Annotated in this window: 18 protein-coding genes and 1 pseudogene; 8 read left to right on the plus strand and 11 right to left on the minus strand. The window is 50.4% G+C overall.

Going from position 1 to position 20,670, the window contains the following annotated elements:
- Nucleotides 1–179: 179 nt before the first annotated feature.
- The 8 genes and pseudogenes from VF399_00445 to VF399_00480 all read right to left on the minus strand — a co-directional run bounded on the left by VF399_00445 (nucleotide 180) and on the right by VF399_00480 (nucleotide 6,652).
- Nucleotides 180–692: a hypothetical protein gene (locus VF399_00445; GenBank protein HEX7318813.1), complete on the minus strand. Its 513-nt coding sequence runs from the start codon at nucleotides 690–692 to the stop codon at nucleotides 180–182.
- Nucleotides 689–1,972: a dihydroorotase gene (locus VF399_00450; GenBank protein HEX7318814.1), complete on the minus strand. Its 1,284-nt coding sequence runs from the start codon at nucleotides 1,970–1,972 to the stop codon at nucleotides 689–691. Before VF399_00450 ends, VF399_00445 begins: the two co-directional genes overlap by 4 nt.
- On the minus strand, nucleotides 1,965–2,888 hold the full coding sequence (locus VF399_00455) for an aspartate carbamoyltransferase catalytic subunit (GenBank protein ID HEX7318815.1): 924 nt from the start codon (nucleotides 2,886–2,888) through the stop codon (nucleotides 1,965–1,967). The genes VF399_00450 and VF399_00455 overlap by 8 nt, the downstream gene beginning before the upstream one ends.
- A gap of 109 nt (nucleotides 2,889–2,997) precedes the next feature.
- Nucleotides 2,998–3,519: pseudogene (gene pyrR, locus VF399_00460) on the minus strand (bifunctional pyr operon transcriptional regulator/uracil phosphoribosyltransferase PyrR).
- A gap of 206 nt (nucleotides 3,520–3,725) precedes the next feature.
- Nucleotides 3,726–4,181 carry a YbjN domain-containing protein gene (locus VF399_00465; GenBank protein HEX7318816.1) on the minus strand — a complete coding sequence of 152 codons (456 nt, stop codon included), beginning with the start codon at nucleotides 4,179–4,181 and terminating at the stop codon, nucleotides 3,726–3,728.
- A gap of 8 nt (nucleotides 4,182–4,189) precedes the next feature.
- Entirely contained in the window at nucleotides 4,190–5,005 is an 816-nt protein-coding gene (locus tag VF399_00470) for a trypsin-like peptidase domain-containing protein (GenBank protein ID HEX7318817.1), read from the minus strand.
- A gap of 70 nt (nucleotides 5,006–5,075) precedes the next feature.
- Nucleotides 5,076–5,867, minus strand: a complete 792-nt coding sequence (locus tag VF399_00475; GenBank protein ID HEX7318818.1) for a hypothetical protein — start codon at nucleotides 5,865–5,867, stop codon at nucleotides 5,076–5,078.
- Complete coding sequence (locus VF399_00480) at nucleotides 5,867–6,652, minus strand: hypothetical protein (GenBank protein ID HEX7318819.1); 786 nt, start codon at nucleotides 6,650–6,652, stop codon at nucleotides 5,867–5,869. The genes VF399_00475 and VF399_00480 overlap by 1 nt, the downstream gene beginning before the upstream one ends.
- Nucleotides 6,653–6,991: 339 nt before the next feature.
- Between VF399_00480 and ileS the strand changes: the two genes are divergently transcribed.
- A complete protein-coding gene (ileS, locus tag VF399_00485; protein ID HEX7318820.1) occupies nucleotides 6,992–10,222 on the plus strand; it encodes an isoleucine--tRNA ligase in 3,231 nt (1,076 codons plus the stop codon).
- A 32-nt stretch (nucleotides 10,223–10,254) separates the two neighbouring features.
- Here ileS and VF399_00490 read toward each other — a convergent pair whose 3' ends face one another.
- Together VF399_00490 and VF399_00495 are read right to left on the minus strand one after the other, a co-directional pair.
- Entirely contained in the window at nucleotides 10,255–10,767 is a 513-nt protein-coding gene (locus VF399_00490; protein ID HEX7318821.1) for a hypothetical protein, read from the minus strand.
- An 8-nt stretch (nucleotides 10,768–10,775) separates the two neighbouring features.
- A complete protein-coding gene (locus VF399_00495; GenBank protein ID HEX7318822.1) occupies nucleotides 10,776–11,183 on the minus strand; it encodes a hypothetical protein in 408 nt (135 codons plus the stop codon).
- 134 nt (nucleotides 11,184–11,317) lie between these two features.
- On the opposite strand from VF399_00495, the gene VF399_00500 reads away from it, so the two are divergent.
- From VF399_00500 to VF399_00525, 6 genes are all read left to right on the plus strand, one after another.
- Complete coding sequence (locus VF399_00500; GenBank protein ID HEX7318823.1) at nucleotides 11,318–12,292, plus strand: sugar phosphate nucleotidyltransferase; 975 nt, start codon at nucleotides 11,318–11,320, stop codon at nucleotides 12,290–12,292.
- An 8-nt stretch (nucleotides 12,293–12,300) separates the two neighbouring features.
- Complete coding sequence (locus VF399_00505) at nucleotides 12,301–13,293, plus strand: hypothetical protein (GenBank protein ID HEX7318824.1); 993 nt, start codon at nucleotides 12,301–12,303, stop codon at nucleotides 13,291–13,293.
- Nucleotides 13,294–13,472: 179 nt separating this feature from the next.
- Nucleotides 13,473–14,741, plus strand: coding sequence for a glycosyltransferase family 4 protein (locus tag VF399_00510; GenBank protein ID HEX7318825.1), 1,269 nt, complete (start codon nucleotides 13,473–13,475; stop codon nucleotides 14,739–14,741).
- Nucleotide 14,742: 1 nt separating this feature from the next.
- The gene (locus VF399_00515) at nucleotides 14,743–15,495 is read left to right on the plus strand and encodes an ATP-binding cassette domain-containing protein (protein HEX7318826.1); all 753 of its coding nucleotides are present in this window, start codon (nucleotides 14,743–14,745) and stop codon (nucleotides 15,493–15,495) included.
- 8 nt (nucleotides 15,496–15,503) lie between these two features.
- A complete protein-coding gene (locus VF399_00520) occupies nucleotides 15,504–16,685 on the plus strand; it encodes an ABC transporter permease (protein ID HEX7318827.1) in 1,182 nt (393 codons plus the stop codon).
- Between the two features lie 12 nt (nucleotides 16,686–16,697).
- Nucleotides 16,698–17,930 (plus strand): ABC transporter permease, encoded by a 1,233-nt coding sequence (locus VF399_00525; GenBank protein ID HEX7318828.1) that lies wholly within the window; start codon nucleotides 16,698–16,700, stop codon nucleotides 17,928–17,930.
- Between the two features lie 189 nt (nucleotides 17,931–18,119).
- Here VF399_00525 and VF399_00530 read toward each other — a convergent pair whose 3' ends face one another.
- Nucleotides 18,120–19,157 carry an iron-containing alcohol dehydrogenase gene (locus VF399_00530; protein HEX7318829.1) on the minus strand — a complete coding sequence of 346 codons (1,038 nt, stop codon included), beginning with the start codon at nucleotides 19,155–19,157 and terminating at the stop codon, nucleotides 18,120–18,122.
- A gap of 79 nt (nucleotides 19,158–19,236) precedes the next feature.
- Here VF399_00530 and VF399_00535 point away from each other — a divergent pair, with 79 nt between their 5' ends.
- Nucleotides 19,237–20,616, plus strand: a complete 1,380-nt coding sequence (locus tag VF399_00535; protein ID HEX7318830.1) for an NOL1/NOP2/sun family putative RNA methylase — start codon at nucleotides 19,237–19,239, stop codon at nucleotides 20,614–20,616.
- Nucleotides 20,617–20,670: the final 54 nt, after the last annotated feature.

Below are 20,670 nucleotides of genomic sequence, written 5' to 3' on the forward strand. Positions count from 1 at the left end.
GCGAAGTTTCTCAAGGATCTTTATTCTCAGCGGATGAGCCAGGGCATTAGCGATTTCGGCCTGCAAGTCGCGTCGATGTTTCATGGTATTATTATATGATTATATTTAAATATTCTCATATGTCAATAATTCCGATCGCCTTCATTGTGGGTTGCCGGGGTTAGGAATTGGGAAAAAAACTAAAAGGCCGTGCCGGCATCCAGCGGCAGCGATTGACCGGCTTTTTCCTTGTCCAGCACGGTCATGATCTTCATGCTCAATTTGTCGTTGAACACGATTATCTGGTCGCTTTTCAACTCGTATACTTTGAGATCCTTGAATTTTTCAGGCTGTTCCAGATAAAGGGCAAAAGTCACGTCATTCTTGACGACCTGGGCGAAGAAATCAATGAAGTCATCAAGCTTGAGTATTTTGCAAATCGACGGGATCGTGATCTTTTCGTCGATCGACTTCTTTGATCGATCTTTCTGCAGATCGACATTAAAACCGATACCGTCCGCCACGATCAGGCTCTCAATGCTTTTGATCGTGAATACGACCGGATACTTGAATTTATCCGTGAACTTGAAATTGTAATCGATCTCGAGGTATCCTTTGTCGATTTTCTTGCTTTGAATTATATGGATCGTCCCGAAAAGATCTTCGCCGCTGCCCAGCCAGTCCGGTAACTGCAAATGACTTTTATCCATCATGCCCCACCCCGGTATTTGATCTCACCGTTAATAATAACATAAGCCGGGCATCCTGTCAACTCCCGGTTCAGGTAGGGGGTGTTTCGGGACCGTGACCTGATCCTCTCCTCGGTCAACCGCCACCGTTTGGAAGGCTCGATGACCGTAATATCGGCCATGGCACCCGGCTTGATAACACCGAGGTCCTCGCCGATGACGCGCGCCGGGTTGATGGTCATTTTCTGGAGGACATCGATCCAGGTGAAATTCTCCTTGGTGATCAGTTCCGTTATGGTCATCGACAGAGCGGTTTCCAGTCCGGTCATGCCGAACGGCACCGAGGCGAATTCCAATTCCTTTTCCGCCTGCGTATGCGGCGCGTGATCCGTGGCGATCACATCGATCGTCCCGTCCTTCAGACCGGCAATAACCGCCTGGCGGTCATCCTCGGTCCGGATCGGCGGATTGACCTTGTAATTTGTATCGTATGTTTCCAGCAGAGTATCGCTGAACGTGAAGTATTGCGGGCAGGTTTCCGCGGTCACTTTGATGCCTTCCTTTTTTGCTCTCCGGATCAAGCCGACCGCGCCTTTGCTGGATACATGACAGATATGAAGACGCGCGCCGGTGAAATGCGCCAGGATCAGGTCCCGGGCAACCATGATATCTTCCGCGATCGATGGTGATCCGGCCAGACCCAGCCTGGTTGATATGATGCTTTCGTTCATCAATCCACCGTGGCTCAAGTCCTGGTCCAGGCAGTGTTCGAAAATGGGCACCCCGAATGTTTTTGAATATTCCAGTGCATGCCGCAGAACGCCAGCATCATAAACTGAATCCCCGTCATCAGAGAAAGCCTTGACGCCCGCTCTGACGAGCTCGCCGAACTCGCTGATCTCCCTGCCTTCGCGTTTCTTCGTGATCGCGGCAATGACGAACACGCGGCATAACCCGACACGCTGCGCTTCCCGCAGAACATAGTTCACGATCCCCTCGTTATCGATCGGCGGGTCAGTATTCGGCATACAGCAGATACTGGTGAACCCGCCACTCAAAGCGGCACTGCATCCGGATTCGATCGTTTCTTCATCCGGCCGTCCGGGATCACGGAGGTGACAGTGCAGGTCGATAAGCCCGGGCACCGCGATCATACCCTGGGCATCTATCACCTGGGCGTCACGCGCCGTGATATGGTCATCGATCCTGGATATTTTATTGCCCTGCACCAGGATGTCCGTCGTGCCGTCGAATTTTGTCTTGGGATCGATCAAACGGCAATGACTGATCAGTAAACTACTCAATCTTACCCCCCGCGAGGATGAACAGAACCGCCATTCTCATAGCAACGCCATTCTTGACCTGCTCCAGGATCACGGATTTAGGTCCGTCCGCGACCTCCGGGTCGATCTCCAACCCCCGGTTCGTCGGGCCGGGGTGCATGATAATACCTTTGGGTTTCATCTTTTTTACACGGTCTGTTGTCAGCCCGTACAGATTGCGGTATTCCCGCGCTGACGGGAATAATCCCTTTTCCTGACGCTCCAGCTGAATTCTCAAAGCCATCACGACGTCAAAATCACCGATGATCTTGTCGAGGTCGTGGCTGATCTCGACGCCAAGCTCCTCAATTCCGTAAGGCAGCAGGGTGGGAGGCGAACAAAGCACCACATCAGCGCCCAGTTTTTTCAGCCCGAAAATATTCGAACGGGCAACCCGTGAATGAGTGATATCCCCCACGATCAATACCCTCAGACCTTTTACTGCGGGGAAATGGTGGGCCATGGTCATGATATCAAGCAGCGCCTGGGTAGGATGCTCGTGCGATCCGTCACCGGCATTGACTACAAAACTGTCAATCCGCTCAGCTAAAAACTTCGCGGCACCCGCCGCCGGGTGCCGGACGACAACGCCATCGACCTTCATGGCTTCGATATTCCGCGCTGTATCCAGCAGGGTCTCGCCTTTTTTGACGCTGGAAGAGGTCGTTGAAAAATTCACCACATCGGCAGACAGCCTTTTTGCTGCCATGCTGAAGGAAATCATTGTCCGGGTCGATGGTTCAAAGAACAGCATCAGGATCGTCTTTCCCCGCAGTGCCGGTATGATTGGGATCGGCCGCTCGAGTATCTCGAGGAATTTCTCGGCCGTGTCCAGGTACTGCGTAATATCCTTGGCCGCCAGTTCTTCGATACCCAGAAGGTCGATCTTAGGATTCATGTTTTTCCTTGTCCGTGATCGTCAGCTGTTTTATTTTTATACTTGCTTCCCGTGCCATCTTGATGCGTGCTCTTAATTTGGGTGGTTTCTTTGCCTTTTTGGCGTTTTTCTGGTGGAGGACCACGAACTCGTCGCCGTCCAGATCCTTGATAAAAACATCCACGATCTCGTCCTTCGCGGTCGACACTTTCTTGCCCACGTAATCTGCCTGGATCGGCAGTTCCCGGTGACCACGGTCGACCAGGACCGCCAGCTGGATCGCCTTGGGTCTACCGAAATCGAGGATCTCTTCGATCGCGGCCCTGACGGTCCGACCGCTGAACAGCACGTCATCGACCAGGATCACGGTCTTTTTGTTGATATCAAATGTGATATTCGAACCTTCAATGATCGGCGTCTCTGAAACCAGCTGCAAGTCATCCCGGTACAGGGTGATATCGAGGGCGCCGAGTGGAAGTTTGATGCCTTCGCTTTCCTTGATGTAATCGACCAGCCGGCGAGCGATGAAATCGCCCCGCCGTTTAATACCGATGAATACTAAATTTCTTGAACCTTTGTTTCTTTCTATGATTTCGTGGGCGATCCGAACTAAAGCCCGCCTGATATCCTGGGTCTCCAGGAGGGTCTTCATCGGAAATAATTATAAGCAGAATCAAGGCCGTGTCAATACATATCGAATGCGCCAATTATTCGGTTTTCGACAAAACGTAGCCGCAGGCTTTAGCCTGCGTTGAAATATATTGATAATCCGAGATGATCCGCACCTTAAAAGGTGCGACTACATCAATTACTTGCGTCCTGATATCCTGGTACCCTGATCTGCTTATTACTGGCGTCTTACTGTGTCTTGAACTCCTTGACCAGCAGGTCGTCATAGAAATCCGCGTAGTAACTGACCCGGTCCTCCATCTGTTTGAGTTCATCGTAATCAAGCCCTTTGAGTTCCCGGTTCTCGGATATATACACCCACTCACCCCGCATGAAAAACTTGATCCCCATGAGCTGCCAGTTGATCTCCAGCAGTTTGCGGTAGAACGGCAGGATGTTCTTCGACGGCAGGGTCATGATCGGGCTGGAGATCTCGATATAATCGATGTCGTTCAGTTTGAAGATCTCGGTGTATATCAGCGCCGAACCGCGGTAAGCGGACCAGAACGTCTTGGGCTTCTGCCGGCACTGGTCAGGATTGAGCCCGTGGCTCGCCAGCAGGTCGTTGACCATCTTTTCATAAGGCGCGTAATCGATCGGTTCAGGTTTTGGTTTTGGTGCTTCTTTCTTTTCATTATCGGCCATGGTCTCTCCTACTTTATTTTGCAACCGCAATTCTTGCAAAAATTCGAAGCGCTGTCGTTCGCGGTGCGGCACTGCGGGCAGGTCACCAGGGACACGTTAACGGTCTGTGCCTGCGCTGCCTGTTGCTGCGGCAGTTCCTGTTCCTTTTTCTTTTCAACCTTCAGGGTGCCGCAGTTCTTGCAGTACTCACCTGCGTTCGTCCTGATCAGATCGGATTGCAGGAAACCGCAGACCGGACAGTAATACATACTCAGCAGCTTGTCGAACTTCGAGTTAAGCATCTCAATGACCCCTTTGACCGTGTTGGACGGGATCGCGAAGGACATATTGTCGGCATCGCCGACCACCCAGGTATTGATGCCGATGACCTCGCCCTGCTCATTGATCAATGGTCCGCCGCTGTTGCCGGGATTGATGGGCACGTCCGTCTGGATATAATTGATGCCCTTGACCACCCGGTTCTTGCAGCTGATGATACCCTTAGATACCGTGAAATCATACCCGTACGGGTGGCCGATCGCGTAGACCTGTTGGCCCTCTTTCACCGTATCGCTGTTTTGCAGCGTGAGCGGCTCGGTCTTTACCCCCCCGATCACGGCAAAGGCAAAGTCCACGTCATTGTCAGCCAGCACGATGGTCGCGTCCGTTTCTTTGCCGTTATGGTACGTCAACCGGACGAAAGAGTTCAGTTCAACGGTATGCTTGTTCGTGATCACCAATCCCCGGTCATTGACATAGAACCCGCTGCCGCTTTTGTTATTCGCCGACCTGGTAATTACGATCGATTCTTTAATGCGTTCGATTATCGCCGAAATGTCGCTCATGAAAACCTCCTTTGAAAAATGCGGATATTCATCATCATTATCATTTAATGTTTCTCATAATAGTCTTTAATCATTCCATTACAAGACAGAAGGGGTTATTATAAACATCGATCAAACCTAATCGCTTTTGTTTTTCCAAGATCCGTATTATCGCTTTGCCGTGGATCCGATCATGCCAGATAAATCTTCTCAGTACTTTCTTTAGGGTCCAGAGTTCATTATCCAATTCAAATATAAGCATATTATTATGCTTGCGATATAAAGCTTCAAGTTTTTTAAGACAAAATTTTCGGATTGCCATAAAATCATCGCCCGTCTTTACCGGTAGCTTCATCCTGGACAGGTAGTAGTGCTGGCATCCTTTTACGTGGTCAAATATCTCCTGTATCGTGCTCGGATTATCACCATAAAATGTCTTTCTAACCCTGGCTTTATCCACCCAGTCTTTTAGCATGCTGTTAGCATAAAGCTGCCCGAAAGTTTTACCGGAAAAGTTGACAAGCGCAGTCAAAGTTCTAAATTCGTGCCCTGTTAATCTTGTTTTATCCGCTTCCAGTAATATTTCATTGTCTGCATCCTCAACCATGAGCGAACTCTCATGTGTTTGAACTATTTTTATTTCATGATCGCGCGCTGGCTTGATCTTTAACCATTTTAAATATGAGCCAACCTCCAGGTTTACCTTGGCAATGGCTTCTTCCCTGGTTCGACCCCGAACATATGCACCAGGCAGCTCAACTACGTACCCAATATAGCCTTTGCCATTCGTCTCGAATGCAAGAGTAAGCAGATCCGGTAATTTTATCTGCTGAATATTACTGCCTTTTTGCCTACTTGATGGCCTTCTTGAGGTTTTCTTCATCAACTGGCTTTGCAAAGCGTAACGATTTTCTTGTAGTACGCTTCAACCCGGGGTTCGATCATTTGCCGCAGTGAAAACGCCTGCTCTTTGATCAGCCAACCCAGATGATCTTCAACCGGCTCCCGGCGCGAGGTGAAGAGAATATCACCATCAGGGCTTTCCCATACGTACAAACCACGCGCTTTTCCTTTATATAAAAGGATCAAATATTCATTGTCTTTCTTCCTCAGCCACATAGCAAGGGCATTGCCAGGTCCCTCAAACGTGTCGTATAGCGCCGTGACCGCAGCTTCGACGTGCCTATGAGCTTCCAGCAATTCTTCGAAATAATGTGGTATCACCTCCGAATCTATTATCATAAAAGACTTTGATTCAAAATTATGCTCTTTTTTCAGTGATCCGTAAATATTTTCATAGTTCGAAAACATTCCATTGTGCATGGAAACGAGCTTATGACTTCCGGGACAGGTTAATGAGTATGGTTGGGTACATTCAGGATTTCCGACCGTCTCTTTGAAATCAGGTGATGCCTTGCGCACGTGCCCCAGGACCTGCGAGATCTTTTGCTCAGGTATTGCTGATCGAAGAAGCTTTACCGGGCTTTCATCTCTGAACCCAAACTTGATGCACTGTACAGGATCCTTTAATAGCGCGATGCCCGCGCCGTCGCCGCCGACCGGGGTTTTTTCGATGGGTAGCTGCGCTTTTTCCATATCAGCCAGGATATCCATGACCGCGCTTGAGCTGATCGCTGTTTTCCCGAAGTATCCGAATAATCCGCACATAATACCCATGATTATACATAGATAATATCTCTTTTTCAACAAAAATCTGTCATTGCGAGGAATCCCGCATTCTTGTTTTTTACAATAAAAAACGGGAGACGAAGCAATCTCTTTCCCCTTTCTGTCATTCTGAGTTTCGAGAAGCGAAATGAAGAATCTCAGATTGCTTCCCCACGTTCCTCGGGACACCATTTATCCCTCACCCCTACCCTCTCCCTTACAAAGGGAGAGGATTAAGGTGAGGGTTGAATTTAAGAGGATGCGCACAAAGAATGCTCGCAATGACTAATTTAGCAAGGCACGTTGACATGTGGTGATTTTTCGGTATAATTCAACCTTATGAATTTTAAACCGGTACCAAAGGACCTGAATTTCCCTGAGATCGAGCGCAGGATCCAGAAGTTCTGGGATGACAACAACGTTTTTGAAAGCTATAGGGTGAAGAACAAGGGTAAGAAAAAATGGTCATTCCAGGACGGACCGATCACGGCAAACAACCCCATGGGCGTGCATCATGCCTGGGGCAGGACCTATAAAGACATTTTCCAGCGCTACCGGACCATGAAGGGGTTTGAGCAGCGCTACCAGAACGGATTTGACTGCCAGGGATTGTGGGTGGAAGTGGAAGTCGAAAAAGAACTCAATTTCAAATCTAAAAAAGATATCGAAAAGTACGGGATCGGTAGTTTCATCAAGCAATGCATGGATAGAGTGCACAAGTATTCCAAGGTCCAGACCGAGCAGTCGATCCGTCTTGGCATGTGGATGGACTGGGGCGACTGGAATACGCCGCTCGATGATAAGGACTGGTTGAAAAAGTGTCACTCATATTTCACGATGAGCGACTCTAACAATTACACGATCTGGCATTTTTTAAAAAAATGCTTTGAGCGGGGGGTCATTTACAAGGGCACGGATGTCCTGCCCTGGTGCGCGCGCTGCGGCACGGCGATCAGCGACATGGAGATCGCGACCGAAGGTTACCAGGAGATGTCGCACAAAGCCGTCTTTATCAGGTTCAAACTGCAGGGCCGCGACAACGAGTACCTGCTGGTCTGGACGACCACGCCCTGGACCCTGACCTCGAACACGGGCGTCGCGGTCCATCCGGATTTCACTTATGTTAAAATAGAGAACGAAGGATCGGTCTATTACCTGACAAAAAACCTGACCAAGGTGCTGCGCGGTCCGCACGAAGTTTTGGGAGAAATCAAGGGCAAGGATATGCTGGGCTGGACATTTGACGGTCCATACGACCATCTGAGCGCGCAAAAAGGCGTAGTCCACAAGATCATCCCCTGGGACCTGGTTAGCGAATCCGAAGGGACCGGCATGGTGCACATCGCGCCGGGTTGTGGAAAAGAGGACTTTGCCCTGGGCAAGGAATTCGGCCTGGCCGTGATCGCTCCGCTGGATGAGCTGGGGTTTTACATGGAAGGGTTTGACTGGCTTTCCGGCAAGAATGTAAAGGACGTCACCGAGCCGATCATCGAAGACCTGAAAAAACGCGGGGTGCTCTACCATGTCGAGGATTTCTCGCACCGCTACCCGGTCTGCTGGCGCTGCGACAGCGAGCTTATTTTCCGTCTCGTTGACGAGTGGTACATTTCAATGAACATGCTGCGCCATGAGATCGCGGATGTTACTCGGCAGGTCAAAAGCTGGATCCCGAAAGACGGCTTGGCGCGGGAACTCGACTGGCTCAAGAACATGAGCGACTGGTGCATATCTAAAAAGCGCTACTGGGGCCTGGCCCTGCCGATCTGGGAGTGCGCATGCGGCCATTTTACCGTGATCGGCTCGCGCGAAGAGCTTAAGGCAAAAACAGTACAGGGCTGGGATAAGTTCGACGGCAACTCGCCCCACCGGCCATGGATCGACGAGATCAAGATCAAGTGCGATAAATGCGGCGCCCTTATGTCCCGCATCCCGGACGTTGGTAATCCCTGGCTCGACGCCGGCATCGTGCCCTACTCGACCGTCCGGCCGCCGGACGACATGCACCGGCTCGAGAACGGCTATCCGTACGATAGAAAATACTGGCAGGAATGGTTCCCGGCCGACTTCATCACCGAGTGTTTTCCCGGTCAGTTCCGCAACTGGTTCTACGCGATCCTGACCATGTCCACGGTCCTTGAGAAAAAAGCTCCTTTCAAGTACCTGCTGGGTCACGCCCTGGTGCGCGACGAACAGGGTGAGGACATGCACAAGAGCAAGGGCAACGCGATCTGGTTTGAAGACGCAGCCGAACACATGGGCGCCGACTGCATGCGCTGGATGTTCGCCAAGCATAACCCGGTGATAAACTTGAATTTCGGTTTTGGACCGGCCGCCGAGATAAAGCGGATCCTGTTGACTTTATGGAACATATACTCGTTCTTTGTTACTTACGCGAATATCGACAAGTTCGATCCGACGGGCAAAAAGATCGACAATAAAAATCTGACCAAGCTGGACCGCTGGATCATTTCCCGCATTAATTCTCTGATCAAAACATGCGATGCCTATTACGAAACCTATGATGTCGCGTCCGTGGTCAAGGGATTAGAGACATCATTCGACGACCTGTCGAACTGGTATTTGCGCCGCAACCGCCGCCGTTTCTGGAAATCAGAAAATGACCGGGACAAAGAAACAGCGTATCTCGTGCTTTATGACTGCCTGGTCAAGTTGACCAAGCTGGTCTCGCCTATCATGCCTTTTTTTACCGAAGAGCTGTATCAGAACCTGGTCAAAAGCGCTGACGAAAAAGCGGCCCTCAGCGTACACCTTTGTGATTTTCCTGCGGTCGACGAATCCATGATCGATACGAAACTGGAGAACGAGATCACGCTGGCACGGACGATCGTTTCGCTGGGCCGGTCCGCTCGCAACAGCAAAATTATAAAGGTCAGGCAGCCCCTGGCCGAACTTATTATCAGCCTGCCCAAGGATGCGGCTGCGCTCGATGACGAGGACAAGACGGTCATACTTGAAGAGCTCAATATCAAAAAGATCAAAGAAATGGCGGAGAACATCATCGGTAAGTTCTCCCGTTACACGGTCGCGCCGAAGTTCGAAACGCTCGGCCCCAGGGTGGGTATGCTTATCAACCGCGTCGCAGCCTGGCTGAAATCCCTTTCTGACCAGGAGATCAATACCCTGTCGTCAACCGGTGTGCTCAAGAACACGTTCGAAGGCACGGAGGTCACGGTCTTGAAAGATGACGTTGAGCTGAAACTGACCGCGATCGAAGGTTGGGCGATCGCGAAGGAAGAAGATTGCGGCGTCTGCATCAACACGAATATTTCTGAAGACCTGGAAAACGAAGGGCTGATCAGGGAACTGATCCATAAGATCCAGCTCATGCGCAAGGCAGCAGATTTCAACCTGACCGACCGCATCAGGATCACTTATCAGACCGAAACAAAACTCGCTGAAGCGATCAATAAAAATTTGGATTACCTGAAAAACGAAACCCTGGCTCTTGAGGTCGTCAAGGCAGCCACTGCCGAAACCAAGGGCGAGATCAGCCAGTCGCTCAACATCAACAACCTGAAGATTCAAGTCGCGCTAAGCCGAGTGAAATAGTTTTTTTGTTTCTTAATTCCCTCTCCCTTTATTTAAAACTCCAATCTAATAGTATCCATCGGTATTTCCGGTTTCATATACTCCAATCTCAGGTCGATCAGCCCATTCACTCTTGATTTTTTACCCTCACTGCTGATCAAAAATGGAATGGCGCCAACGCCGATCTCACCCCAGTAAACGCTAAAACAGTATTCTCCGTCAGGCCACGGATAATAATAACCATAGTACATCCTGAATCCATAGATCTTAGTACCGGCTTCAATCATCCCGCTGTAAGTCCACACCACAGTATCGTTAAGACTAATCGTGTGATATAGATAGTAATCGCGCGTAAGTGTATCAGGGAACCAGATGGCAAAAACAATACTATACACTCTGCCCGACATCGAATCCCAGTCAACATCATAGATGTATACGTAGCCGGGCGGCAGCGGTTCAAAACCATCGGCCCCAATGTCGAATTGATTATTTCGCGGGTGATCGCTGCATACGATCATCATCATAAGAAAGAATAAAAACCACAGATACCGGCAATATGCATGCATCTTGCCTCCTATAAGGTTTTCTTTAATATTACATAGACCTTATCATCGCAATACCGGAGATCCAAAAAGGGCTTTTGGCTCAATTCCCGGCGCGAGCTTAGATGCTTGATTTCGAAATAGACCGTTGGGATCAGGAAAATAACCGCACTAACCACGCAGACATTACGCATATCGGCATAATAAACCACACGGTTCCAATCGTTAGTCGCCCCTCCGATCGTCGTCCGCATTCTATAACTGTCATAATATTTGTCGCTTTGCACATTACATGCTACCGCAGCAATGCCGAATCCCCCGCTGATCAACCCGCATAGGAATGTCTGGTTAGCATAACTTTTGCCCTTGTGAATGTGGTTTTCCGGTAAGCTGTCGCCAACCGGGGATGCAATTAGAAACCAAATTATAAGATAGTTCATGCCGCTCCTCCTTTGACATATACATAAAATGATACATTTTTCCTTTACAAAGTCAAGTTTGAAATATTACCGATGTCCATCGTGCTATCTGTCTTGACTAGTATTTAGATATCGTTATAATCTTGTTGCTTACTATGAACGTAATAATCCCGGTCGCGGGCGAGGGCGTGCGGCTCAAGCCGCATACCCATATGCTCCCGAAATCACTCCTGCATGTTGCGGGCAACACGATCCTCGGTCACATCCTGGAAAGTCTGAAACCGCTTAAGATTTCCAGGGTCGTGATCGTTCTGGGCTCAAAGGCCGATGAAATCACTTCTTTTTGCCGCAACTACCCCGTGAAATTCAAGTTCCAGTTCGTCACCCAGCACAAACGGCTGGGGCTCGGTCACGCGATCCACACCGGTGCCCGGGGTTTGAACGGACCGACCCTGGTCCTGCTCGGCGACACGATCATCGATCATAACCTTAAGATTTTCTGCAAAGCCGATACGAACATGATCGCGGTGAAAAAGGTCGCGGATCCCCGGCGCTTTGGGATCGTTGAGGTCAGCAACAAAAACGTAGTTAACGTGGTAGAAAAGCCCGAGATCCCGCCTTCCAACCTGGCGATTGTCGGTCTTTACTTTTTCCGAAAGATCGAAAAAGTGCACCAGGCGCTCGATCATATCATCAAAAAGAACATCCGCACAAAAGGTGAATACCAGCTCACCGACGGTTTAAAACGTATGATCCAGCAGGGCGAGCGATTCAAGACCGTCTCCATAACTCATTGGTTCGACTGCGGCACCCCGGACGCGATGATCGACACCAACCGGCACCTGCTGAAGACAACCCACTATTTCAAAAAAAGAAAAACTGCGGCTATAACCAGTCCGGTGTATATTTCGGATTCTGCGGTGGTCATAAATTCCATTATTGGTCCGGATGTTTCGATCAGCGCAAATGTATTTATCAGGGATTCAATTATCAAAGACTCGATCATAAATCGGGACGCAGTGATCGAGAACAGTCTTCTATCACGATCCATAATTGGACAGAACGCCGTGGTAAAAAGCAGTTATAAAAAGCTGAACGTCGGAGACCACTCGGTAATCGAACTTCCATAATGTTCTGCATGCTACCTACCATTTACTGCTTACTTCTTTTTGTCGCCATTGACCTAAATCCTCCGGATCTACGATCGCTTATCCAAACCGGCCTGGATTTTTCATATGTGGAGAACTTTGACAGCGCCCGGTGCTATTTCGATAATATCACCGCGTTGTACCCTGATAATCCAGCCGGGTATTTTTTCAACGCCGCGTTGTTGCAGCTGGAAATGATGGACGGATGCAACTTCGATCATGAGAAAGAGTTCTTTGACCTCATGAAAAAGGTCACCGCCATGTCACAGTCAATTATAAAAGCTGGTCCTGATCCATGGGCGCAATTCTACCTGGGATCGGCTTATGCCTACCGTGCCGTGTACGAAGGTCTGAAAAAGAATTATCTCGAGACTTTCAGTTATGGTGTAAAGGGCGGCCGCATGCTTCAGGATATTGTCAAACAAGATCCATCCTTTTATGATGCGTACCTGGGCTGTGCAACATTCGAGTATTTCTGGGCGCGTGCCGCGCGGTACCTGCCCATCCTGAAGCTTGCCGGTGGCAATGCCGAGGAAGCGATCCGGAAAATGCATGTAGCGGCGGAGAAAAGCCTATATTCAGGGCCGACCGCCCTGAATTCGCTGGTCTTCATATATGGCGAAGAAGGCAAGTACGGCGAGGCCATGATGATCGCCGACAGCCTGCTGGCGCAGTATCCAGGATCCAAGACCTTCCTGTGGAATAAAGCTGAACTGGAATACAAACGCAAACACTATGCTGCAGCCCAGGAACTGTACGCCGCTCTTTTCGAGCGATACGACGAAAGCGCCGGCAACAAGAATTACTCCAACCTGGCACAGTGCAAACTCTTTTCAGGCAAGTGTTCTTTCGAGCTCAAGGACAGGGACGCGGCGCGAACCGCCCTCAAAGAAGTCCTGCAGTACAAACAATATTCGGCGCGTTACCCCAAGATCAAGGAATACTGCCGCGAAGCGTATGCATTGCTGAGCAAACTGCTATGAACGAAAGTAACTCTAAATCCGAAATCCTAAATTCTAAACAAATTCTAATTTCCAAAATTCAAAGTTTAGAACATTTGGCATTTGTGACTTTGATATTATTTAGGATTTAGTGCTTAGGATTTAGGATTTAAATATGCCATGCTCTATCAAAATGATAACAGGAACATTTTAATGATACGATGATAAAATTATTAATGATCTCTTATTATTGGCCTCCTTTGGGCGGGCCGGGAGCCATCCGTCCCGTAAAATTCGCCAAGTATCTGCCCCGGTTCGGATTTGAGCCGATCGTCATAACGCGCAGGGCGATCGCGTACCATTCGCTCGATGGATCACTGGGGCGGGAAACCGAGCAGGTACGTACGATCCGGACTGAGTCACTTGACCCGGCGCGAATATTCTACTTTGCGGGAATGCGCCTATACCGGCCCAGACCGTGGCATGTCCCCGTCAAAAAAGCGCTGAATTTCCCTGACAGCAAGCTTCCGTGGATCCCATTTGCTTACCAGGCAGGTTTGAAAGTGGATTTTGATGTCATTTTTGTGACTGCTCCGCCTTTCAGTTCATTTATCACCGGTTACCTGCTCGCAAAGAAAACCGGAAAGCCCCTGGTCCTCGATTTTCGCGATGCCTGGCTGGAATTCCCTTTTCTTAGATACGATACCAAAGCGGAAAAGAAATTCGTTTCATATTGGGAAGAAAAAGTGTGCCGCTCGGCCGACCTGATCGTTGTTGTTGACGAGAATATCAGGGATGCCCTGACCGCCAAATACTCAGGCCAGCGTCCCAAAATCCATGTCATACCAAACGGTTATGACCCCGATGATTTTGCTGCAGCCGCACTGCCTGAGACCTTTACCATCTCTTACCTGGGAACGGTCAGGAAAGAACGGAACCCTCAAAATTTTTTAAAAAGCGTTGATGAACTGATCCGGGAAAAGCGATTGTCAAACGCTGACATCAGGCTAAAATTCATCGGGCACATTGAAGAGCATTATCTCGATCTGATCAGACCATATGGATTCGCGAAATGCCTTGGCCATCTCAATTACCGGGAAGCGCTGCGCGAATTTTCGAGCGCGCATGCCACCCTCATGATCACGACCGGCGATGAATACTTCTTCCCCAGCCGGCAGAACGAATATCTCGCGGCCGGTCTGCCCATAATCGTCTGCGGAAGGTCCAGTGGCATGCACCGGCTCGAATCGGCATTCTCCCGGGGTTATCCGGGATGGATTTTTGACTATGATGACCGCTCCGGGCTCAAACAAAAAATTATGGACCTATACGGACGGTTCAAGAAACACGAAATCACCAGGCAGGAAATGCCCTTTAAGGAATACACACGGCAGAATCTGACCGGCAAATTATGCGATCTGATAAAAAAGAAGGCCTGCCGGCAGAACAACACGGCTGTACAAGCCGGCAGCCGCTCAAAGGAGCAGTGATATGCCAAAAGAGATATTTTTACAGGCGCTAGACCTGCATAAGAGCTTTCATGATCAAAAAGCGGTCGACGGCGTCTCCTTTGATGTCTATAAAGGCGAGATCTTCGGGCTCTTGGGACCGAACGGTGCCGGTAAGACAACGACCATCCGCATGCTGGCAACCGTTTTGAACCCGGACCAGGGAGAAGTGACCGTGGCTGGCCATGCCGTCAGTAAGAACGCGGACCAGGTGCGCAAGCTTATCGGCGTGTGCCCGCAGGAACTGGCGCTTTTCATGGATCTCTCAGCGTACGACAACCTTGTTTTCTTCGGACGCATGGTAGGATTGAATAAAAAAGAGGCTCATGACCAGGCCATGTCACATCTTGACGCTCTTGGTCTTAAAGAACGGGCAAAACATAGGGTCAGCAAATTCTCCGGCGGCATGAAGCGCCGGGTTAACCTTGCGATCGCTCTGATGGGACACCCGCAGTTGCTCTTTCTCGACGAGCCTACGGTCGGCATCGACCCCCAGTCGCGCAACAATATCTATGAGAATATCCGGTATTTGCGGGACACTGGCATGACCATCCTGTACACTACCCATTACATGGACGAGGCGGACCGGCTGTGCGATCGCGTCGCGATAATCGACGGCGGCAAGATCCTGGCGCTGGCGACACCAGGGGAATTGAAGAAACGCCACGGCGCGTCTGACCACGCGACGCTGGAAGACGTCTTTCTAAAGATCACGGGCCATGCCCTGCGGGACTAAACTCGATCATGAACAAGGCGTGGCTCGTTGCGGTAAAAGACATCAGGTCTTTCTTGACCGACCGCGCCGATCTCGCGTACAGCCTTTTATTGCCGATCGCGATATTCGCCCTGCTTTACGGTGCGTTCGGCGGACACTCGTCATTTTCCGGCACGGCTTATGTGGTCAATGACGATGCCGGCGGAGAATGTGCCAGGCTGCTGATAGAAAAACTTGGTGAGTATAAGAACCTTGAGGTTAAGGTTCTCGCCGCCGCTGAAGCCTCCAAAAAGCTGGACCGATCTGATATAACGATGGTCGTGGTCATACCGGCTGGTTTCACAACAGACCTGGTCTCAGGTAAAAAAGCTACGCTTGTCTTCAGGCAGCGCGGCAATGGCGGTTTTGAAGAGCAGATCGTGGCGAACATTGTGCGCGCAGCCGCCGAGGATGTGGCACAGGATTTCCGCGTCATCGATCAGGTCACCAAGGCCGTCGGGGGCAAGGGTATCACGCCGGAACGCATCAAGACGACCGTGCAAAAATTTTTCAAGCGAGAAAAAGAGCATCCGATCGTGAATGTGCAGGTCGAGGATATCGGCTCCAGCCCGGATCCCGTTGGCAGTTTCCTCCCGGGCATCCTCACCATGTTCGTGCTGTTTTCCTTGAGTATTAACAGCCGGGTCCTGGTCGAGGAAAAAAATAAAGGCACACTGGAGCGCCTGATGACGACCCAGCTGAAGACAACCGAGCTTTTTATCGGTAAATTCCTCGCTGGTTCAGGACGCGGGTTTATCCAGGTCGGCATCCTCGTTGGTCTTGCCTGTCTGGTCTTCGGCATCTTCACACCCTTGACGTTTCTGCTTGCCCTGCTGATCAGTCTCACTTTTTCTCTGGCTGCAGGCGCGCTCGGCCTGCTTATTAGTTCGATCGCCCGGACCGAGGACCAGGCGATTTGGATCGGGGTACTGGCCACGATCACTATGTCAATGCTCGGGGGTACATTTTTTACCGCGCCCGAAGGATCGCTGCTTTACACGCTGGGCAAATTGTCCGTAAACACCTATGCCAATGAAGCCTACCGCTCGATCATGGCCCAGCCGGCGATATTAGGCAATATCATCCCGGATCTCATGATCCTTATTGCAGTAACCGTTCTCGCACTTGTTCTCTCCTGGCTTTTCTTCAGGGTCTTGTCCAAAGCGAGGTAGCACGCGATAGCTATGGTTAAAAAACTTTTACTATTCGCGCAGAAAGAACTTAAGGTCTTCATGACCGACCGGCTGGCGTTGTTCTTCTTCGTCGTCTTCCCGTTCTTTTTTGTTATCCTGTTCCGCATGATGAGCTGGGGCAATGTCGACCGCAGGCTGGTGCTGCACCTGGCGACACGGGAGCAGGACGGGCTCAGCCATATGATCATCAATGCGATCGAAACCAAGGATACGCTGAAGCTGGAACCCGGCGAACCACGTATCGTGTGGCACAAGGATTATAAGGAAGCCGAACAGGCGGTATTGGAAAAAAAAATACCGGGGATCCTGGTCTTTCCGACCGATTTTACCGGATCGATCTACCTGGGCTATGGTTCTGACATCAAGATCATGGCCGATCCCGAGGCGGTTAATACAAAGGCCGCGCTGACCGGCATGGCAAGGGCTATATGTTCAGGGGTTATCGCGCAGCGCGTGGCCATGAATGCCGTGGTCGCCCTGCTGATCGAGAACGAAATGGCGGGCAGAGAAAGCGACGACCAGATTGGTAAGACCATTCAGAAATCCTTTGCCGGCCAGGCCGACACTTCGTTCACCGGGTCCTATATTAACTACGTACACGAGAAGGTCGGCAATATCAAACCCGTTAATCCATCCAACTGGCTCATCCCCGGTTACCTGGTCATGTTCGTGTTCTTTGCCGCGGCGCTCGGCGCCGAGACGATCATCCGCGAACGGCAGAACCAGACGCTGGAGCGGCTGATCGCCAGCTCCGTGCCCAAGGACGCGATCGTGCTCGGCACGTTTGCCGGCATTATGGCAAAAGGGCTTGTTCAGATCGCTATTTTCTGGCTGGTGGGCATTTTCGTCTTCAAAGTCGATATCGGACCCTACCCGCTGGGCGTTATCATCCTTTCTTTGTTGGTGGTCACGATGTCCGCGGCATTTACCGTAATGCTGGCAACGCTTGCCAAAACCCAGCGCAGCGCAAGTTCGCTCAGCGTTTTCGCTGCGCTGGTCCTGGCGCCTCTGGGTGGATGCTGGTGGCCGTTGTTCGTAACCCCGAGATGGCTGCAGTTCATCGCAAAGATCACACCCCATGCCTGGGCGACCACGGGCTTCAATAAGATGATGCTGTTCGGAGCTGGTTTTGGAGCTGTGGTGCCGGAGATGCTGGCGCTGGCCGGATTCACTGTCCTGTTCGGTCTGGTCGCGATCATCCGCTTCCGCACCGATGCGGTATAGACTTCAGCGGTTATCCAAGCTAATTCTGTCATTCCGTGCTTGACACGGAATCCAGTCTTTATATCTAGACACCTGCCGGAGTTTACCCCGTACCCTGATACGGGGCAGGAGTGACAAGAAAATTACGCGGTATAAATCACCCTGTAATCCCCCTTTTTAAAGGGGGAACAAGGGGGATTATTAACAGAATCAAACCAGCTTTAATTCTTTTATTATTTTTTTTATCTTGCCGGCATTGGGCTGGATGTGTTCAAGAATCGTGTACCGCTCGGGTCTGATCTTTCTGGCGTTCAATATAATCTCAACAAATTCATTATTGGAGATCCCCAAACTTTTTACTTTCTGGAGAAATCCTATTTTGACATACAATTTTTTCACGGCGGTAAGATACTTATTACCTTGCAGTGCCATGGTCACAAGCGCGGCAAACCCCACCTGCTCGCCGTGCAAGGTTTTTCTTCCCGGATACATGTAATCCAGGGCATGGCTGATCTTGTGCTCGCTCCCGCTCGCCGGCCTTGAAGAACCGCTCAGGCACATCGCCAGTCCGCTTTTGATCAATCCATCGGTCAGGCAGGCCAGAAATAAATCACTCTTTATATTGTGTGTCTTTAGTTTCAGCAGCGCCCTGGGACCGGTCTCTGCCAGCATCAGGATATTTTTACCTGCTTTTTCTCCGCCTTTTCTTAAACGGGTGTCAAACACGGCAGAAAGGTTCGAGACCAGGTCGCCCACGCCGGCTTTAATGCAGCGGACCGGAGCTTTTTTCACAACACCTAAGTCCACAATGACGCCATACGGCGCCCTGGTCAGGTGGCTGACCGGGATATTCTTTTTGTTCTTGATCACGGATACCGGCGACGCGATGCCATCATTGGACAGCGTCGTGGGTATGCTGATGAATTTTCTTCTTGTTCTGCCGGCAGCTAATTTGGCAACATCCAGGACCTTGCCGCCGCCGAAACCCAGGATAATATCAGGCTTGGTCTTTTTGACCAGCGACATGATCTTGGCGACCGCGGGTTCGTCGCTTTTTGACACATGAGTTTTGACCACGTTCACTTTGTGCTTGCACAGGTCCCTGGCGATACTGTTACCACCGAGCCTGAATGTCTGGTCATCGCCCAATATAAGTGCTTTTTTAAAATACACCTTGTTTTTCTTAAGCAATCTATTTAGCAACTTGAGTCTATGCGGACCGATCTCAAAGAAAACCGGCTGGTTCATCCCATAAGATTAGCTAAATTTTCTGACCAGTCAAGCGAGCGGTATTGACTTGCAGGGATTGGCTTACTATAATCCCGCCATGAACGCAGAGCAACTCTTCTCGCGCTACACGCCGATCATCCCGGATTTCAAGACGTTCATGGAATTCATCCATAAACCCTTGAAACAGTCGTTCCGCGTCAACACGCTCAAGGCAAAAAAGGAACGGATCCTCGACCTGATCAAGGATCACAAGGCCCAACCGGTCCCTTTTTACCAGGACGGCTTCTATCTGACCGATAGCCGCGGCATCGGTCTTCATTTCACGCACGCGATCGGTATGATCTATGCTCAGGAAATGGCGTCCATGGTGCCGGCGCTGGTGATGCAGCCCCGGCCCGGAGAGGTTATCCTGGACCTGTGCGCCTCGCCGGGCTCAAAGACGACGCAGATCAGTCAGCTGATGGGTAATACCGGTCTTTTGGTCGCCAACGAAATCAACCCCCGGCGCATGGCGCAGCTCATGCACAATGTTAAGCGCTGCGGTTTAATCAACGAATGTATTATCAGCTGCAAGGCCGACCGGTTGTCGCAGATGTTACCTGATTATTTTGACCGTATCCTGATCGACGCGCCGTGCTCCCTGGAAGGAACGATCCGCAAGTCCCGCGCGGTTCTTGACCACTGGGGTTTAAAGAACATCAACCATATGGCGTGGATCCAGAAAGGACTCGTGGTCTCCGGTTTCCGCCTGCTGCGCCCCGGTGGCACCATGGTTTATTCCACCTGCACTGTGGCGCCGGAAGAAAACGAAGCGGTGATCGATTATTTGATAAAAAAATTCCCTGAAGCCGAGATCATGCCGGTCCAGATACCGCAATTCACGACCCGCCCGGGTATAACCAAGTGGTTGAACGAAACCTTTGATGAACGCGTTAAACAATGCGCCCGCGTCATGCCCCAGGATAACGACACCGAGCCTTTCTTTATCGCGCAGATCACGAAAAGCGGCGTGCATAAGGAACGCATTGGATACCCGGGTAGGATAGAGTACAAGGAACAGGTAATAGATCTACTCAAACGGCAGTACGGACTTTTACCCGAGAAATTCCAGGACTATGCCGTGTTCCAGAACCGGGATAGTTATTTCATCTCGACACCGACGGCTTTTTCTTTCACCAAGATGAAGGTCCTGAGAAAAGGTTTGGAGATCGGCAAGATATATGATCACGAGCTCAAACCCGACAATGATTTTGTCCAGGTCTTTGCCCCCGACGCGACCAGGGATTGCTATGCGGCCAAGGACTGGGAACTGAAGCGTTTCTTAAAGGGCGATAAAATCACCGTCACTGGCATTGAGCCGGGTTTTGTCATCATCACGCATCAGAAACTTCCGGTCGGCGTGGGCCGGTGCAACGGTCGCGAGATAAAATCCGAGATATTACGCGAGCGCAGGACTAAAGAAACCCGCCGGCGATAGAAAATTTCAGTCTTTCCACCATCCCCGCATTGACTTAATCCTCCATTTTATATA

It is taken from the genome of bacterium (assembly GCA_036382775.1).
In the GTDB taxonomy this organism is placed as follows: Bacteria; Hydrothermota; Tepidihabitantia; order SM23-42; family JAOAFX01; genus DASVHD01.

Coding starts and splice junctions, on each gene's coding strand:
- ileS (HEX7318820.1), top strand. CDS start 6,992: ATGAATTTTAAACCGGTACCAAAGGACCTGAATTTCCCTGAGATCGAG.
- VF399_00515 (HEX7318826.1), top strand. CDS start 14,743: ATGCCAAAAGAGATATTTTTACAGGCGCTAGACCTGCATAAGAGCTTT.
- VF399_00480 (HEX7318819.1), bottom strand. CDS start 6,652: ATGTGCGGATTATTCGGATACTTCGGGAAAACAGCGATCAGCTCAAGC.
- VF399_00465 (HEX7318816.1), bottom strand. CDS start 4,181: ATGGCCGATAATGAAAAGAAAGAAGCACCAAAACCAAAACCTGAACCG.
- VF399_00535 (HEX7318830.1), top strand. CDS start 19,237: ATGAACGCAGAGCAACTCTTCTCGCGCTACACGCCGATCATCCCGGAT.
- VF399_00475 (HEX7318818.1), bottom strand. CDS start 5,867: ATGAAGAAAACCTCAAGAAGGCCATCAAGTAGGCAAAAAGGCAGTAAT.
- VF399_00510 (HEX7318825.1), top strand. CDS start 13,473: ATGATAAAATTATTAATGATCTCTTATTATTGGCCTCCTTTGGGCGGG.
- VF399_00470 (HEX7318817.1), bottom strand. CDS start 5,005: ATGAGCGACATTTCGGCGATAATCGAACGCATTAAAGAATCGATCGTA.
- VF399_00490 (HEX7318821.1), bottom strand. CDS start 10,767: ATGCATGCATATTGCCGGTATCTGTGGTTTTTATTCTTTCTTATGATG.
- VF399_00445 (HEX7318813.1), bottom strand. CDS start 692: ATGATGGATAAAAGTCATTTGCAGTTACCGGACTGGCTGGGCAGCGGC.
- VF399_00505 (HEX7318824.1), top strand. CDS start 12,301: ATGCTACCTACCATTTACTGCTTACTTCTTTTTGTCGCCATTGACCTA.
- VF399_00530 (HEX7318829.1), bottom strand. CDS start 19,157: ATGAACCAGCCGGTTTTCTTTGAGATCGGTCCGCATAGACTCAAGTTG.
- VF399_00455 (HEX7318815.1), bottom strand. CDS start 2,888: ATGAATCCTAAGATCGACCTTCTGGGTATCGAAGAACTGGCGGCCAAG.
- VF399_00495 (HEX7318822.1), bottom strand. CDS start 11,183: ATGAACTATCTTATAATTTGGTTTCTAATTGCATCCCCGGTTGGCGAC.
- VF399_00500 (HEX7318823.1), top strand. CDS start 11,318: ATGAACGTAATAATCCCGGTCGCGGGCGAGGGCGTGCGGCTCAAGCCG.
- VF399_00525 (HEX7318828.1), top strand. CDS start 16,698: ATGGTTAAAAAACTTTTACTATTCGCGCAGAAAGAACTTAAGGTCTTC.
- VF399_00520 (HEX7318827.1), top strand. CDS start 15,504: ATGAACAAGGCGTGGCTCGTTGCGGTAAAAGACATCAGGTCTTTCTTG.